This is a genomic window from Citrobacter sp. CK181, assembly GCF_030333595.1.
GTDB classification, from domain to species: domain Bacteria; phylum Pseudomonadota; class Gammaproteobacteria; order Enterobacterales; family Enterobacteriaceae; genus Citrobacter_B; species Citrobacter_B koseri.
Genome location: NZ_JAOWFN010000011.1, coordinates 499,031 through 515,713, shown reverse-complemented (window position 1 = coordinate 515,713; position 16,683 = coordinate 499,031). Strand labels below are relative to the sequence as shown.

The window sequence follows — 16,683 nt, the reverse complement described above, 5'->3', positions numbered from 1 at the left end:
GGCACATGCCGGGCAAATTCACCGAATGTCAATACGCAATCAATAGCATTGAACTATTTTTGAAAATTCAACAATAGGCCGCATCCTTTTATTTTTAATAAACAGGCGATCGCAACATGGGATAATAATCTGAAAGGACATTGTATTTTAGAGAGATGGTATGTCAGAAGGAGTTTCGAAAAAATCCAGATATGAAATTATTGCTATCCTGAGAGAAGAATTCAGGGTTAAGTCTAAACTGGATTTTAGTTTTAACGATCTGAGCTGGCAATCAGATTTACGAAAAGTTGACAGTTCATCTTTTTATATCGATCTCCCTCCCTCTTTTCAGCCTTCGTTATCTGAAAACGACGATGTCTGTTTTCAGATCCACAGTAAACTTGGCAGGATTGAGTTTGCCACCGCACAGATAAATACTGAGCACAATAGCCCGGATAACGTTTTCCGCTTTGCCATTCCTGAGAGCATAAACATACTGCAACGGCGATCGTCCCCCCGACTTAAGACAAGAGAGAGTTATCAATTCTGTTGTTCTGGTCGTTATAAAAATGGCGTTACTTTTAAACATACGTTAAATGATGTCTCTGACGGCGGGTGTTCTTTCATATCCACCCAATCTCAACTTAAATTTATGCGTAAAGATAATGTGTTAGAAAATGTTGAGATGAGCTTTGGTGAATATGGCAGCGTAATGACTAACTTAAAAATCATCAGCGTAACAGAACTCCATAGCGAAAAATCGTATGAAGAAGCAGATTCCCGCATCTCTTGTATGTTTCAGCATAAAAGTGACGATTATAAACATTACATAGAGAATGTTATCGTCAAGTTAATTATTGACAATAAAATTAAAAATAAGATTTTTTTAGTTTAACGGACTGGGAAAACATTGAGTAATTTATTATTTTACACTGATGATAATCTCATTGGGCAATCAATCCTGCATTACATGGTGGACAATGAGATAAATATTACCACTCTGGGCTATCAGGAGATCGCCGGGAGAACCTGTGCCCCTCAGTCGGGTACGATTATTATCAATGTCATTCATAAGGATATCTCTGCGGCCAGAACGGTCGCCTTACTCAATAGATTACGAATGTATCTCACGCACTGCACGCTGCTCGTTCTGATTGTAAAAAGCGACCTCGCCAGCTTATGCCGTGAACTTCTCGATCTTGAAAATGTATTGATTCTGACGGAAAACGCGTCTTGCTCCGATCTCTCGGCCATCTTCAAACATCCTTTAACGGCCCGCGAATATCAGCGCTTATACACCCGGCGAAAACTCACTACCAGGGAGCAGCAGGTGCTGGCGCTAATGATTGCCAACCATAACAATAAACAAATAGCAGAGCTTCTCAATATTGACTATAAAACAGCCCACACTCACAGAGCGAGTATTATGAGAAAGTTAGGCATGAATAACTCGCAAGTGATGAACAAAAGAATCGTCAATATGTTTCGATGCTAAACATATTAAATGTGCAGATGACCAATCAAAAACCGATAATTAATTGTTAACCAGCCCCCTGTCAATCATTTTCACCGACAAAAATATCACTTATATTAATACCACCTCCTCCCACCGTTGACCTGATTTCTGACGAGATATAATGGACGCACTTATGTTTTTCAATCATAATTTGTCACGTAGCGATATATCCGTTCGATATGTCTTCCAAAAAATGTTTTCACCTCTCGGGGCGCTTGTCGCCGTTGAGTGCCTGAGCCGCTTTGACCATATCCCTGTTTCTCCAGAAGAGTTATTTCGTTATGCCAATGCGGACTTACGGGAAAGTATCTTTATGGAACAACTGGCGTTAATAGAAAAACATAAAGCGTGGTTTATAAAAAACAATGTTTCTGCCACGATTAACGTTGACGACCATATACTTAGCGTCCTGCTACGGCCAGAAGTGAAAGCGAAAGTCAAAGCACTGGGCTGCGTTCACTTTGAAATCACGGAAAACTCTAACGAACTGTTGAATAACTCTCTCGCCGCCTGGTGTGATTCCCACAGCACCCCACTCTGGCTCGATGACTTTGGCGCTGGCTACGCGGGAATTAACGCGATTCGCGGCTATCATTTTGATTATGTCAAAATCGACAGAAACTTCTTCTGGCATTTAATGCAAAAAGAGTCTGGTCGGCCATTGATGGATGCGCTGGTCACTTTCCTTTCCCGTAACCAACATAATGTGATTATTGAAGGCGTCGAAAGCGAAGCGCATAAGAAATGGTTGCAGGGTATGGAGTGGTTTGCCATTCAGGGGCATTACTGGAAAGAAGTCAGTATTGAACAACTGGTCAAAGAAGAGATTACTGTTTAAAAAAGAGAAAAAAATGCCGGAAGACTCCGGCATCAAAACCAACCTTCACACGCAAGAAATCAGTTATACACTAACTCCCAGGTTGCCCAACTGGTCAACGGGCCACTGGTCGCTTTCTCCGGCGCTGGCGTAACGTAACCGATGTAATAAGTAAACACACCGCCGCTTACCGCTTTTTCCACCAAAGGCACCCGGTTTTGCTGCGGGTCAGCCGGAACAATTTTATTGCTTTTATCCAGCGTATTATTGTCGTTGGTCGACAGCGCCAGAAAAATATGGCTGGCCCCATCCGCTCGTGTATTCGCCAGATAACCGGCATTTTCGTTGCCGACGGTATTGACCGTGAATCCATCAATCCAGCGCACACTTACCGTGCTGATCTCATCGTTATTCGCAGCGCCACCATCATGACGTAACTGACAGTTCGACAATTCCAGGGTGAAGGATTGCGGTTTCATAAATGCGCCCGCGCCACGGGCATGTACTTCCGCCAGGCTTACCGGAGCCAGCCAGACGCTACCGCTGCCCGCATTGTTGCCCCCGTTGAGCGCCACGCTACAGGAGATATCCGTTACTCGCCCTGCGAAGTCCACCCGTCCGCGATCGTAATTGGTTTCAAATCCCCACGCTGAAGAGGCGACAAGCATTCCGCTCATCAGGGTCAACTGAGTGAGTCGTCTGATATTTTTATACTGTGCTGAATCACGCATACCCACCTCCCGAATTAATCGTACGTCAGGTTAAAGATCATGTGCGACTCCACCTCACCGGTACTTGTGGTCGATGCGTATTGATAGAAGCGTGCACGATAAGGCAATGTAATGTAACGGGTTTCCTGGGTCTGCAAGGTGCCGATATTATATTTCTTGCTAAATTCCAGCGGGGTGCCATCTTTCAGTACCTGGACGCCAATCCCTTTCGCCGCAGCGTTTCCGCTTTTTTCGTTGATGAGCACGCCCTGAGCGGCAGTGGTGCTTGTCGCCAGGTTGCCGGAAAATGTCGTATGGATATTGGCGAAACCGGATTCACTTACGCCGCCGCTGCACTGCAACTGGATATTAAAATCTTTGCCTCCCGCCGTGGTGCCAACGCCATTCAGATCGCTGCGCTTAATCGTACCGATATCAACGTTCATATTCTTACCGCTTAACACGGTACAGGAGGGCGAGACGACGGTGATGGCATTGGCGCTGAGGAACGTTTCAAGGATCGGGTTACTGCCGTTTTCCCAGTCATAAGAGGTATATTTCCCCGCCGCCAGGGTGCCACTGCCGGTCACGTTCGCAGTTTTAATCACTTCCAGCGTAAAGCGGGAGCCTTCCAGTGAATAATTGGTCTGCCTGTTGACATAGGAGGAGTAGACATCCGGGTAGACAATATTGACCGTTGCGCCACCGCGACTAAAACGCAAGCCGATGCCGTCTACGTTTGTCGAATAAATTTTATTCCCCAGGTCGGTGGCTCCGGGCACGACAATTTTCGCCGCAAAACGGTTAGTACCGGCTGAACAGCTATAGTTTGCTCCACCCGACGCCGACATTGTCCAGTCACGGGACACAATCACTGAGCCCACCGGCAGATCCGGCGGAACAACCACTCGCCCGATGGCCATGTCTAATGTCACCGTCGGCTGTGAAAGGCGCGAGCAGAAAGCCCATGCCGACGTTGTCCCCAGCGCCATTAATCCAATAAAAAGCGTCAGTCTTTTACTCAGCGACATAGCGTTTCCTTTGTTTTTGCCTGACTCAGATCCACCGTACATTGCCCGCCATTCCACTTAACCGTGGCCTTTGACGCGCTGGCGTCGCTGATAAACATCATGCTGCCCTGCCCCACAACACCGATCTCTTTTCCGCTCGGGTCAAAAATCGTGGCGGCAAACGGCAACGGCAGGCCATTCGCCTGGCGCGCCTGCACCGTGATGTTGTTTTGCACTGTGGTATTGAAGGCAACTTTGACTACGCTCCCCTCCCACGGCACAACCTGCGCCACGGTACGATCGAAAGCGATATCGTCATTACTGCCTTTCGGGTCAATTTCCACGGCGTTAATCCGGTAAGGCCGCAGATACGGCAGAATGGCGTAGCCGTTGCTGTCAATGCGGGTCCCCGGCGAACCTGGCAACATGGCGCCTGCGGCATCTTTCGCTTCGATCAGCGCCATCGTGGTGCCGCTTTCCGGCGAGAACACCACGCCATGCTGATGGGCAATCAGCGTCCCGCTGGCGCCAACGCCGCTCTGACGATACCCTTCGCCCTGGCTATAACTGCCGTTCAGCGTAGTCCACGGGGTACGATAGCTGCCGTTCAGCGCCACATCGTGCTGGCCTCCAGTCGCGGTGGTGGTCGATACGCCGTAGTTGAGGTTGTTTTCACTGCCCAGCGAGCCGTTGACGCCAATCTGCGAACTGGCGAAGTGCGAGTTGTTGAACGAGGTATTTGACGTCAGATTCGCGGTGCGATTCTCGCCGAACCACAGCGGGTAGCTAAAGTTGAGCGAAACGCGATCGTCGCGACGATGACCGGAGCTGTCCGGCGTATAGACGCGCTGAGCGCTGACCGACCATGAGAGGCGACCGAACATATTGTTATAGCTGAGCTGATACTGCTTCTCCGTGCCTGAACGGTTCCAGTAATCCGAAACCCGACCGCTTAAGTAGAAACCGCCCCAGCCGTCCGGCAGGTTCTGGTTTACGGTAAAGGTCATGCTGTTTTTCTGTCGCCACACGGTGTAGTTGCTGTTGTGGTTCTTTTCCTGATCGACGGCGTACAGCGCGTCGTTCAGGTTGTAGTAGCCTTTGGTGGAGTAACGATACGCCGCCAGGACAATACTGGTCTGCGTTTCGGTGAACATACGGTTAAAGGTGGCGCGGTAGCTCTGACCATGCTCGTCAAGGGTATCGCTCTTCAACCGCGAATGGGTGACATCGAATGACAAGGCGCCGACGCCGGTGTTCATCCCGGTCCCCAGCAGGAATGCCTGATAGTCATCAAAACCGGTCACGCCAGCATAGCCGGTGAACAGGTTATTTAAGCCCTGTTGCCAGGTCGCCTGGTAGAGCATCGGTTTATTGCGCAGCGAACTATCATCAACCTTACCGGCAGAGAGCGCATAGCGGGTCATCCCCGGACGCAGTAATTGCGCTACCGAGGCATAAGGCACGCTGAACACCTGTACCGAGCCATCGGCTTCTTTTACTGAAACCTCAAGGTCGCTGCCATAGCCGGAGGGGTAAACATCCTGTAACGTAAACGGTCCCGGCGGCACGGTGGTCTGATAGATAATATTGTTGCCCTGACGTACCGTCACCAGCGCGTTACTTTGCGCCACGCCGCGAATTTCCGGGGCGTAGGAACGCATACCGTCCGGGAACATATTGTCATCGGTCGCCAGATTTACCCCTCGCAGGCCGATGGTGTCGAAAAACTCACCGTTGGTAAAAATCTGCCCACCGCTGACAATCGAGTTAATTTGCGGAATCGGACGTTGCAGGTAGGTCTGGTTGCTGTTCCAGTGCGCCTTCCCCTGCTGTTGTTGCCAGTTCAGGTTACCAATGTGTTTGAGCAGCCAGCCGTCCCAGGAAAGACCCGCGTTAACGCCAAGATAGGCGCTGCTGTTATCTGACCCGTTGGCCGATGACGTGTGGCTGTTCCAGGCGTTCGCCATCCAGCCTAAATTCAGCGCCGCAACGCCTTTATCCCAGAACTCCGGGCTGACAAAATTCTTAAAGCGCTGATCTTCGTAGATTTGCGGTACGGAAATATCCAGCCTCAGAGAGGACTGGATCAGGTTGTCGCTGACATTTTCTTCGTTACGCCACTCTTGCAGTCGTCCGCAATAGCCCTCTTTCGCGCTAAGCTGTGGGTTAAATTTTTCTGGCGAGATACCGTATTGCATCAGCATCGCTTTGGTGTAGCAGACGCCCATTTTGCCGTCTTTTCCACGGGTGATATTCAGGTCGTAGCGGCCTTTCCACTCACCATTGGTATACACATCAAGTGAGTAAACGCCCTCAGAGATAGCGCTCGTGGAAAAGCGCGACAGATCGACCTTTTCGCGACTGCCAACAATAAAGCCATCGTTAAACTGATAAACCGTTCCTGGGTTTTCCTGGCCGCTTGAAAATGGCGGAAAGCAGTACAGTGCAATCGCAATTGCCGTACTTAATCTTTCCGGGCGGATTGACCTCTGCTTCATGATCGTTTCCCTTATTTAACGGCAACTTTCACTGCGACATCTGCGCCATAGTCATTAATGTTGTTAACAGTCAGGGTCTCGCCTTTGTTCACTGTCGAGGAAAGCGCGATAGTCTGACTGGACTGTGGGGCAAACATCACCGTTTTGCTGTTCAGCGCTTTGCCGCCGTCACGAGAGATACGGCTTACGGTGATATAAAAAGGCGTGGGATTGTTGACGGACAGGCTGCTGCCGTTGGCGGAAAGCACCAACTTTTCCGCCGCCGCATCACGGTTGCCTAATCCATTCGGACGATAGATAAACTTAAAGCGAGAACGAATCGCCAGTTGCAGAATATTCTGCCCTTCATTTTTCTGGTTAGCCTCTACCGGCGGAATTTCCAGAAGGTTCAGCCACCACAATGTCTCTTTATCTTTAGCGAGCCCTGCATTGCTGCCGAGCTTAATACGCAGAGTCTGACCGCTTTTAGCGTCAACGCGGGAAATAGGTGGTGTAATAATAAATGGCGTAGTAATCGTATCCGGCGTTGCATCGGCATTACCGTTATCCAGCCAGGCTTGTGCCAGTGCCGGACGATCTGCGGTATTAGAGAGCTGCACCGTTATTTCTTTTTCATTTCCTGGATAAATAAAGCGGGTGCCATTAACAATAATGTTATTAGCATTAGCCGCAAAACTAAAAATGAAACAGAAAAAAAGGGCAATAAGCTTCATGCTGACCTCTGAATAAAAAATAAGCGGCAGCAGCGGCCGCTTTATTATTGTTTTATACCGCCCCGGCGCGAGGCGGTTTTATCTCTCAGCCGATATTACTGGTAGGTAATTTCGTAAGTCGCATAGCTATTGACCACACCGGTTGTCACGCTGTCAGGCGTACTGGTGGCATAACCAACATAGTAAGTGAAACGCGCGCCATCCTGAACGGCAGTCGCGTCGCCAGTCGCTTTCGGTTGAGCGGTATCACCAGGGATGATTTTATTGGTCAGCGCGGTGGCATTATCGGTAGACAGAACCAGCTGGATATCCTTCGCGCCAGCCGCTTCCGTATTGGCCAGGTAGCCCTGTTGTTTGCCGGAAGCGCCCGCCAGCAGGTTGCCGCCGGTCCAGTTCACACCCAGTTTGCTCACTTCATCTTGTTTCGTACCATCAGCCGCCTGGCAGTTAGAAACATCGATGGTGAAAGATTTTGGTTTCAGATAGGTATCCGCAGCCGCAGCTTTAACTTCCGTTAACGTTACCGGAGACAGATAAACATTAGCATCGCTGCCCTGGCCGTTTACGGAAACAGTACAAGATACGTCGGTAACTTTACCGAAGAAATTAACCTGACCGCCGCCGACATTAGTATCAGCAGCATTTGCCGCAGCCATGCCAAAAAATGCAGTCGCGATTGCAGCAGAGAGAAGAACCTTTTTCATTGCCATTTCCTTGTCAGAGTGAATTAAGTATCAATGAGCAAACAGTGAGTTCACACAAAAATCAGAAGCGATATGCGATTCTTACTTGTGCGACTGTTAATAGAAACTTCGACTGACCGGAAGCTGCTATATTTAAGGTATCAAAAACGAACTCGATAAAAACTCGTTGATGCTGTCGGCGTCAAAGAATGCTATTTCGGAGTCAAATATACATTTTTTCATATCTTGATTGAGGCCGTTTAACAGGATTACACCTATTAATCCTCACCTGAAAAATAGAAAAATCCACTCAATGGCATATTGCTATCTTAAAACTTCTACAATTTCTCTCTGTACTGCCTGTCAGTGCTTCACCAATATTGCCAAATAAGATCACCGGTTAAATTCGCGGCGAACCCGGCAAAGAGAAGCCGTAATTCTCCGGTCATAAAACGGAAAGCCAGAGGTTTGTTGCCGATCGCAAAGCGTAAGTGTTCCCCGACGCTGAATCGTCCTGTTCTGGAAAAATCGGAGGAGGATGATGGCGAGAAGCATACCCGGTGAATATACCAACACTATACCAAGTGTGACGGGGGTCGTTGAAAGGGAGTGAACTAAGTGCTTGAATAGTGGCGGAGAGAGGGGGATTTGAACCCCCGGTAGAGTTGCCCCTACTCCGGTTTTCGAGACCGGTCCGTTCAGCCGCTCCGGCATCTCTCCGTTCTGGTGGTTGCCATGATGCCAGGTAATTTGGCATTTTAACAGACCCTGTTCCTGCAATTTTGTTCAAGTGACGAGTTTGCGAGCAAAACGATGATTAAGTGGCCCTGGAAAGTACACGAAACAGACCAGAATGCGGCCTTGCCGTGGGATGACGCCCTGGCAATTCCCCTTCTGGTCAACCTGACCGCGCAAGAGCAAGCCAGATTAATTGCGCTGGCCGAGCGTTTTTTACAGCAAAAAAGGTTGGTCGCTCTTCAGGGATTTGAACTGGATGCGTTGAAAAGCGCGCGTATTGCGCTGCTTTTTTGTCTCCCGGTGCTGGAGCTGGGCATCGAATGGCTCGATGGCTTCCATGAAGTGCTAATCTACCCTGTGCCTTTTGTTGTGGATGATGAATGGGAAGATGATATTGGTCTGGTGCATAACCAGCGCGTTGTCCAGTCCGGGCAAAGCTGGCAGCAAGGCCCAATAATTCTGAACTGGCTTGATATCCAGGACTCCTTCGATGCGTCCGGCTTCAATCTGATTATCCATGAAGTGGCGCATAAACTTGATATGCGCAATGGCGACCGGGCCAGCGGCATCCCGTTGATTCCTCTGCGCGAAGTGGCCAGTTGGGAGCACGATCTCCACGCGGCCATGAACAATATTCAGGATGAAATTGATCTTGTGGGCGAAACCGCATCCAGCATTGATGCTTACGCAGCAACCGACCCTGCTGAATGCTTTGCGGTTCTGTCAGAATACTTCTTCAGCGCCCCGGAACTGTTCGCCCCGCGTTTCCCGGCATTGTGGCAACGTTTTTGTCAGTTTTATCGCCAGGACCCCTTACTGCGACTGCGTGATAACCCAGAAGAGGACAATATACCGACATCACACGTCCATTAAATCGCGGTTTTGAAGATTAATTAACCAATTGAAATGACGTGCGAATTTTACTGTTGACACGTTACAGAGCGGTCAGTATTATTCGCCTCGTTCACACGATTCCTCTGTAGTTCAGTCGGTAGAACGGCGGACTGTTAATCCGTATGTCACTGGTTCGAGTCCAGTCAGAGGAGCCAAATTTAAAGAAGCCCGCTTTTTAGCGGGCTTCTTGCTTTATATCTGATAATCAATGACCGCCTCATCCGACTCCATCACCTGCCGCTTAATATCTTCGACAGACAGCCCCGCATTACACAACTCAATAAACCGCCAGACGTAGTTGCGCTGTAACTGTCCGCGCTTCAGCCCCAGCCAGACGGTATTGGCATCAAATAAATGTCGGGTATCAAGACGCGTCAGCGCCCCCTCTTCCTGCTCGCCGCTGGATTGCTCGGCGACCAATCCAATCCCCAGCCCCAGAGCAACGTACGTTTTGATCACATCAGAATCCTGAGCGCTCAGGACAATATCCGGCAACAACCCTTTGCGGGAGAAGGCTTCATCAATACGGGAGCGCCCTGTAATGCCCTGGCGATAAGTGATTAGCGGCCAGTGCGCGATCGCTTCCAGCGTCAGTGGCGAGGTCTGCACCAGGGGATGATCGCGAGGTACTAATAAACTGTGGTGCCAGCGAAACCAGGGAAAGGCCACCAGCAACGGATCATTACTCAGACGCTCACTGGCAATGCCGATATCCGCGCCACCGTTTTGCAACAGCCCCTCTATCTCCTGCGGCGTGCCCTGAATAAGCTCCAGTCGGACTTCCGGGAAAATCTCGCGAAAGGCTTTGATCACTTCCGGCAAGCTATATCGCGCCTGGGTGTGCGTCGTGGCAATGGTCAGTACGCCAGATGTATCATTGGTGAACAGGTCGGCCAGTCTGCGAACATTGCTGGCCTCATTCAGAATGCGCTCGGCGATGACCAGCAGCGCCTTACCCGGTTCTGTCATCCCGAGCAGGCGCTTGCCGCGCCGGATAAAAATTTCAATACCGAGCTCATCTTCAAGCTCGCGAATATGCCGACTCACTCCCGACTGAGAGGTATAAAGCATATTGGCGACTTCAGTCAGGTTGTAATCCTGACGGGCCGCCTCGCGGATGATTTTAAGTTGCTGGAAATTCACGCTTCGCTCCGAAGACATCAGACATGACGCTATTGTTAAAGTCTGAAGCCCGGCATAACAAATAATAAAAACCTGCATCTTATACCGCGATGGAATAACGCTTAGCTCACCAGCAGAAGCTCACGGTTTTCCAGCATAGGGCGGCTCACCAGCGACATCAGGATCTCTTTCACTGCCTGTGCCTGCGGCGTCAGACTCCCCCTCGCCGACATATTCAGCGACAGCGGTAAACTCATCGACGGCGTGGTGATACGCGCCATCCAGCCATTTGCCGCGCCGCTTAACGATCGGGCTGCCGACTCCGGTAACACCGTCACCCCCATCCCACTGGCGATAGCCGCTGTTAATGTCGCGATGGATTCGATTTCACCAATCACTTTTGCGGTCAATCGGCGTAAGGAAAAGGCTTCATCCACACGCGAACGAACGGCGCTATAGTCGCGAGGAAGGAAAAGGTTCATCTCCGCAACCGCCGTTAAATCCACGCTCGGCCCAGGGCAATCCCGGGTTCCCACCAGAAAAAGATCTTCTTTCAGCAGCGGCTGGCTGGTAATACCGGCCACCGGAGAACGCTCGTAAAGAACCGCCATATCAAGTTGGCCGCTGAGTAATTTATCATTCAGCACCACCCCGCTGTTTTCATGCAGGTAGACCAACACCTCTGGCAATTCCGCCCGCACGGCCTGTAGCAGCGGCATCGTCACCGACGAGGCAGCCGTTCCCGGCGCCAAACCAATAGACACCTGCCCCCTCAGCGTTTGCCCGACGTTATTAACCGCCAGCTGTGCCTGTTCACACTGACGCAAAATCGTTCGCGCATGGGTATACAGGATTTTTCCTGCTTCAGTCGGCGTCACGCCGCGCTTTGTCCGAATCAACAATTGCTGATCCAGTTCCCCTTCCAGCGTAGCGACCTGCTGGCTGAGTGCGGGTTGCGCAATGTGTAATACTTCCGCGGCCTGCGTCAGGCTACCGATGTCGACGATTTTCACAAAGTATTTCAGTCGTCTGAAGTTCATTTTGCCTCCTGTCAGGAATACCAGTCATGATACTGGCTGTCATGTTATGAAGGATTGTGCAAAAGGCTTGCCAGTTTCTGGCCGACGCTGATTTTTATGCTAACCTGCTGTCAAATAAGAGAATGTGATTACAAGACAACGTTTTTAACGTTAACAACAGTTTCCGATCTGCCCCATAAGAGGTACGTTTGCACCAGAATGGCGCAAAATAGCGGCCGAATGAAAGATCATCGCTTTGTTGATTTTGTCAGCAAACGAACGCGCAATCGCATTTCACCCTTTGACAATGATCGTGGGCGTCGTTAATATGCGCCCCGTTCACACGATTCCTCTGTAGTTCAGTCGGTAGAACGGCGGACTGTTAATCCGTATGTCACTGGTTCGAGTCCAGTCAGAGGAGCCAAATTTAGAAAAGCCCGCTTTTTAGCGGGCTTTTTGCTTTTCTGTACTCCGAACAACCACAATCAGGTATACGTTCCAGCCGCTTACCGTTTCTGGCCGTCATATTGACGACGTTCTGGCGAGCAATACAATAATAAACAAACCGCCAATACCCGCCGTAATAATGCCGACAGGCAGTTCCTGCGAAGTCAGCAACGTTCGGCTGACAATATCGCCGCCGCACAACAGCACAGCCCCCCAGACACCACAAAGAGGCAGTAAAAGCAGATGTTTAACGCCAGAAAAGTACCGACACAGATGTGGCACCATCAGCCCAACAAAGCCGATCACTCCTGTCAGTGCCACTAAGAAAGAGGTCGCCAGCGCGCAGCACAGGAAAATTTCCATCCGCAGGCGGCTGACGTTAATCCCCAGCGATAACGCCGTCTGCTCACCAGCCAGCATGCCATCCAGCGCACGCCATCGCAGCAGAATAAAAGCGCTCAGTAATATCAGGCTCAGTAAGGCGAAAGGCAGATTGCCCCAACTGGCTAATCCCAGGCCGCCCAGTGACCAGAACAGCACGGAACTGGCGGCACGTTGATCGCCAGAAAAAATGAAATAGCTGGTTAACGCGCCAAACAGAAAGGAGATAGCAAGCCCACTGATAATTAACTGCTCAGCCCCGCGTTGCTTTTTGAAGTGGAACAGTAACATCACCGCCATAGCGGAGCAGATCCCACCAACAAATGCCGATACGGGGAGCGTCAGCGTGCCAAGCTGATTGCCGAATCGGGTAATGACCAGCACCGCGCCCGCCGATGCGCCCGATGACAGCCCAAATAAAAATGGATCGGCAAGATCATTACGTGTGGTGGTCTGCAACAACGCGCCCACTATCGCCAGCCCTGCCCCTGTAAGTACAGAGAGGAGCGTCCTCGGCACGCGTAAGTCAATCACAATTCTGCTGACCATATCCGATACCGGCACATCTGCAATCCCCATCGCTCCCAGCACCTGCAACAGCGATAACGAAACAGCGCCTTTGGCAATACTGAGTAACATTAATCCTGCCAGTACCACCACCGCGCTCCACATCGCCCAGTGGTAACGGTACGAAGTAAAACTCATTGTGCAGCCGTCTGATACATGGCCCGAGCCAGTTTTTCTACTGCTTTGACATTCGCAGGGCCTGGCGTCAGTTCAGCATATTGCAGCTTCAGATAACGTTGGTGTTTCACCGCTGGCGTGAGTTTCATCAACGGGTGATTTTCCAGGAAGTGACGAAGCTCATCAGCCCCACTTCCCGTTTGATAATCCAGCAGAATGATAAAGTCCGGCTCAGTGGCAGCCACACTTTCCCAGGAAGTTGTGCCCCAACTGATATCCAGCGCCTCCATCGCATTTTTACCACCAGCCGCTTCAATAATGGCGTCAGGCATCGCGTATTTCCCGCTGGTAAAAGGTTTATCCTCTCCCGAATCATAAACAAACACGCTTAATGGTCGGGTTCCTTTCGGCGGTTTGGGCAGCGCCTCCAGCGTCTTTTTCCAGCGATTAACCAGCGCCCGAGCGTCATCTTGCTTACCAAAAATCTTCCCCAGCGTCAGTACGTCATTATAAAGTAGATCCATACTGGCTTTACGCTTATGCGCGGCAGTAAAGACGCAACTTTCGCTCAGAACAAAAGTCTTGATGCCATATTTATTGAGTGAAGAAGGCGTCACTTCACCCCCTACTTTCATGCCATAATTCCAGCCTGCGAAAAAGAAATCTGGATTAACCGCCAGCAATGTTTCCAGAGAGGGATATTTTGGTGCCAGTTCAGGGATCGACCCCATTGCTTTTTTAAATTCCGGCGTCATTTTGTACCACCCGCTGATACCGGTCAGACCGACGATACGATCCTGTAAATTCAGAGCGAACGCCATTTCAGACATATTAAGGTCATTAATAATCGCTCGCTTTGGCGGTTCCGTGAACGTCACGGGTGTTCCACAACTCTCTATGGTGACAGGAAAATCCGCAGCCTCTACTGCCGATACCGACAAAATAGCAACCATGCCTGCAAGCAATTTTTTCATCACAATCCTCAGATATTTATTATGCATAGCCAGGAACTTCAAAAATACGTAACGCTTTCCCCGTATCAGGGTGTGGTACGGTAAAGCAGGTCAACCCAAAAACGGGATAAAGGTTTTCAGACACCAGCACACGCTCCGGTGTGTCGCAGAGCACCATTCTTCCCTGCGACAGAAGAAGAACGCGGTCAGCAAAAGATTCAATCAGCGACAGATCGTGCAATACCGCCACCACCGTTATCCCCTTGTTTTTCACCAACGAAAGCAGTTCCACCCGACCGGAGGGATCCAGATGGTTGGTTGGCTCATCAAGCAGCACCAGGCTCGGCATCTGAGCTAACACCCGCGCCAGCGCCGCCCGCTGCCTTTCTCCGCCAGAAAGCGCAGACAGCGACCGCTTTCGCAACGCCAGTAATCCCGTCTCTTTAATGGCCTTCGTCACGATGGCATCATGCCTGTCGCGTAGTGCATCCCGGGCGTGCGGGATACGCCCCAGCGCCACATAATCCTCAAGAGCCAGCCTCAGATCGGGCGTATCATTTTGCGCCAGAACGGCGATCTGCTTTGCCCGCTGCTGCCGCGACAGCGCCGAAACAGACCGGCCCAGTAGTTGAATATCGCCCTTCTGAAGGGGGAGTTCCTGACTTATTGCCCTCAGTAAAGACGTTTTACCGCTGCCGTTAGGCCCAATAACAGCCAGGCATTTCCCTTCCTCAACCTCAAAGCGAATTGCACAAAGCAGTTCTCCGCCTCCGGGTCGCTGTAGCGACGCAATATTGACGCTTAGAGCACTCGCCGGGTTATCACTGGATGCGACGAATTGCACAATACTTAACCTCTTCCATGATCGAACCATTAATTGGATATGTTATATCATAACAATTAACGTTAACAACCCTGAGATACAAGGCGATTTCAACCGGGGCTCCGTACTATTTTTCATCTTGTCTGCGCGTGACGGATAAAATCATTTTCTCTTTCCGTCTGTCGCGGTAGTCTCATAAAGGCCGTTAATATGTCGGCAGCAATATGAGTAATCATTTCTCCATACTAATAACTAAAAAAACAGCACAGACAGGATAACTATGGATTCCACCCTCACCTCCACGCGTCCCCAGGATGAGACGCCTTCGCTTAATCGCGCGCGCCGCGCCGCATTAGGAAGCTTCGCTGGCGCAGTCGTCGACTGGTACGATTTTCTGCTCTATGGCATCACCGCTGCCCTGGTGTTTAATCGTGAATTCTTCCCGCAAATCAGCCCGGCGATGGGCACACTCGCGGCGTTTGCCACCTTCGGCGTTGGCTTTCTGTTTCGCCCGCTGGGGGGTGTGATCTTCGGCCACTTCGGCGATCGTCTGGGCCGCAAGCGTATGCTGATGCTGACCGTATGGATGATGGGTATCGCTACCGCACTGATTGGCATCCTCCCTTCTTTCGCCACTATAGGCTGGTGGGCGCCGGTACTACTGGTGATATTACGGGCTGTCCAGGGTTTTGCCGTCGGTGGCGAATGGGGTGGCGCGGCATTGCTGTCGGTTGAAAGCGCGCCGGAGAACAAAAAAGCGTTTTACAGCAGCGGCGTTCAGGTGGGTTATGGCGTAGGGCTGCTGCTCTCGACCGGTCTGGTCTCGCTGATCAGCACGCTGACGACCGATGAACAGTTTCTGAGTTGGGGCTGGCGCATCCCATTCTTGTTTAGCATTATTCTGGTGCTTGGCGCCTTATGGGTGCGCAATGGCATGGAAGAGTCCGCCGAATTTGAACAGCAAAAACAGGAAACACCACCGGCGAAAAAACGCTTGCCGGTCATGGAGGCGTTGAGCCGTCACCCTGGCGCATTTCTGAAAATCATCGGCCTGCGCCTGTGCGAGCTGCTGACGATGTATATCGTCACCGCGTTCGCCCTGAACTACTCCACCCAAAATCTGGGGCTTCCGCGTGAGCTTTTTCTGAATATCGGTCTGCTGGTGGGGGGACTAAGCTGCCTGACGATCCCCTGCTTTGCCTGGCTTGCGGACCGCTTCGGTCGTCGGCGTGTCTATATTACAGGTGCCTTAATCGGTACGCTCAGCGCATTCCCGTTTTTTATGGCGCTTGAAGCCCAGTCAATCTTCTGGATTGTGTTCTTCTCCATCATGCTGGCCAATATTGCTCATGATATGGTGGTCTGCGTACAGCAGCCGATGTTTACCGGCATGTTCGGTGCAGGTTATCGCTACAGCGGTGCCGGAGTCGGTTACCAGGTCGCCAGCGTCGTGGGCGGCGGGTTCACTCCCTTTATCGCCGCCGCACTGGTCACCTTCTCCGATGGGAACTGGCACAGCGTTGCCATTTACCTGCTGGCAGGCTGCCTGATCTCTGCCGTTACGGCGCTGTTGATGAAAAATAAACCACACGTCTAATCCCTGTACGGGGGCCGTCTGGCCTCCGTCTGTTCTTACGCAACGTCTGACTTTTGTTTCACATTCCTGTGACATACTATCGGGAGAGCAGTACACCTG

15 protein-coding genes and 3 tRNA genes are annotated in these 16,683 nt (G+C 50.9%); 7 read left to right on the top strand and 11 right to left on the bottom strand.

From position 1 onward, the window contains the following. Window positions 1–160: 160 nt before the first annotated feature. From OGW17_RS06580 to mrkJ, 3 genes are all read left to right on the top strand, one after another. A complete protein-coding gene (locus OGW17_RS06580; protein WP_071258807.1) occupies window positions 161–874 on the top strand; it encodes a flagellar brake protein in 714 nt (237 codons plus the stop codon). A 15-nt stretch (window positions 875–889) separates the two neighbouring features. Continuing rightward, window positions 890–1,474 (top strand): helix-turn-helix domain-containing protein, encoded by a 585-nt coding sequence (locus OGW17_RS06575; protein ID WP_024130227.1) that lies wholly within the window; start codon window positions 890–892, stop codon window positions 1,472–1,474. Window positions 1,475–1,616: 142 nt separating this feature from the next. Further along, the gene (gene mrkJ / locus OGW17_RS06570; protein ID WP_058669307.1) at window positions 1,617–2,333 is read left to right on the top strand and encodes a cyclic-di-GMP phosphodiesterase MrkJ; all 717 of its coding nucleotides are present in this window, start codon (window positions 1,617–1,619) and stop codon (window positions 2,331–2,333) included. 59 nt (window positions 2,334–2,392) lie between these two features. On the opposite strand, the gene OGW17_RS06565 is transcribed toward mrkJ, so the two are convergent. The 6 genes from OGW17_RS06565 to OGW17_RS06540 form a co-directional block, all read right to left on the bottom strand. Then, window positions 2,393–3,043, bottom strand: coding sequence for a fimbrial protein (locus OGW17_RS06565; RefSeq protein ID WP_071258810.1), 651 nt, complete (start codon window positions 3,041–3,043; stop codon window positions 2,393–2,395). Window positions 3,044–3,057: 14 nt separating this feature from the next. Continuing rightward, the gene (locus tag OGW17_RS06560; protein WP_286452145.1) at window positions 3,058–4,053 is read right to left on the bottom strand and encodes a fimbrial protein; all 996 of its coding nucleotides are present in this window, start codon (window positions 4,051–4,053) and stop codon (window positions 3,058–3,060) included. Beyond that, entirely contained in the window at window positions 4,044–6,530 is a 2,487-nt protein-coding gene (locus OGW17_RS06555; protein ID WP_071258813.1) for a fimbria/pilus outer membrane usher protein, read from the bottom strand. The genes OGW17_RS06560 and OGW17_RS06555 overlap by 10 nt, the downstream gene beginning before the upstream one ends. 11 nt (window positions 6,531–6,541) lie before the next feature. Then, window positions 6,542–7,243, bottom strand: a complete 702-nt coding sequence (locus tag OGW17_RS06550; protein WP_012131866.1) for a fimbrial biogenesis chaperone — start codon at window positions 7,241–7,243, stop codon at window positions 6,542–6,544. A 95-nt stretch (window positions 7,244–7,338) separates the two neighbouring features. Continuing rightward, window positions 7,339–7,947, bottom strand: coding sequence for a fimbrial protein (locus tag OGW17_RS06545; protein WP_071258816.1), 609 nt, complete (start codon window positions 7,945–7,947; stop codon window positions 7,339–7,341). A gap of 609 nt (window positions 7,948–8,556) precedes the next feature. Continuing rightward, window positions 8,557–8,646, bottom strand: a tRNA-Ser gene (locus tag OGW17_RS06540). Between the two features lie 93 nt (window positions 8,647–8,739). Between OGW17_RS06540 and mtfA the strand changes: the two genes are divergently transcribed. Together mtfA and OGW17_RS06530 are read left to right on the top strand one after the other, a co-directional pair. Beyond that, window positions 8,740–9,537: a DgsA anti-repressor MtfA gene (gene mtfA / locus OGW17_RS06535; protein WP_012131863.1), complete on the top strand. Its 798-nt coding sequence runs from the start codon at window positions 8,740–8,742 to the stop codon at window positions 9,535–9,537. A 100-nt stretch (window positions 9,538–9,637) separates the two neighbouring features. Continuing rightward, window positions 9,638–9,713, top strand: a tRNA-Asn gene (locus OGW17_RS06530). 37 nt (window positions 9,714–9,750) lie between these two features. Here the strand turns inward: OGW17_RS06530 and cbl are convergent. Both cbl and nac read right to left on the bottom strand, forming a co-directional pair. Then, on the bottom strand, window positions 9,751–10,701 hold the full coding sequence (gene cbl / locus OGW17_RS06525) for an HTH-type transcriptional regulator Cbl (RefSeq protein WP_024130225.1): 951 nt from the start codon (window positions 10,699–10,701) through the stop codon (window positions 9,751–9,753). Between the two features lie 101 nt (window positions 10,702–10,802). Further along, window positions 10,803–11,720, bottom strand: coding sequence for a nitrogen assimilation transcriptional regulator NAC (gene nac, locus OGW17_RS06520; protein WP_047462844.1), 918 nt, complete (start codon window positions 11,718–11,720; stop codon window positions 10,803–10,805). Between the two features lie 327 nt (window positions 11,721–12,047). Between nac and OGW17_RS06515 the strand changes: the two genes are divergently transcribed. Continuing rightward, window positions 12,048–12,123 (top strand) — tRNA-Asn (locus OGW17_RS06515). A 98-nt stretch (window positions 12,124–12,221) separates the two neighbouring features. Here OGW17_RS06515 and OGW17_RS06510 read toward each other — a convergent pair. Genes OGW17_RS06510 through OGW17_RS06500 form a run of 3 tightly spaced genes read right to left on the bottom strand, consistent with a single transcriptional unit; the run spans window position 12,222 to window position 15,038 of the window. Beyond that, window positions 12,222–13,232: a FecCD family ABC transporter permease gene (locus tag OGW17_RS06510; RefSeq protein ID WP_071258819.1), complete on the bottom strand. Its 1,011-nt coding sequence runs from the start codon at window positions 13,230–13,232 to the stop codon at window positions 12,222–12,224. Further along, window positions 13,229–14,185, bottom strand: a complete 957-nt coding sequence (locus OGW17_RS06505; protein ID WP_024130219.1) for an ABC transporter substrate-binding protein — start codon at window positions 14,183–14,185, stop codon at window positions 13,229–13,231. Before OGW17_RS06505 ends, OGW17_RS06510 begins: the two co-directional genes overlap by 4 nt. Window positions 14,186–14,204: 19 nt before the next feature. Then, complete coding sequence (locus tag OGW17_RS06500) at window positions 14,205–15,038, bottom strand: ABC transporter ATP-binding protein (protein ID WP_225622020.1); 834 nt, start codon at window positions 15,036–15,038, stop codon at window positions 14,205–14,207. Window positions 15,039–15,267: 229 nt separating this feature from the next. Between OGW17_RS06500 and shiA the strand changes: the two genes are divergently transcribed. Beyond that, a complete protein-coding gene (shiA, locus tag OGW17_RS06495; protein ID WP_012131820.1) occupies window positions 15,268–16,584 on the top strand; it encodes a shikimate transporter in 1,317 nt (438 codons plus the stop codon). The last annotated feature ends 99 nt before the right edge of the window (window positions 16,585–16,683 follow it).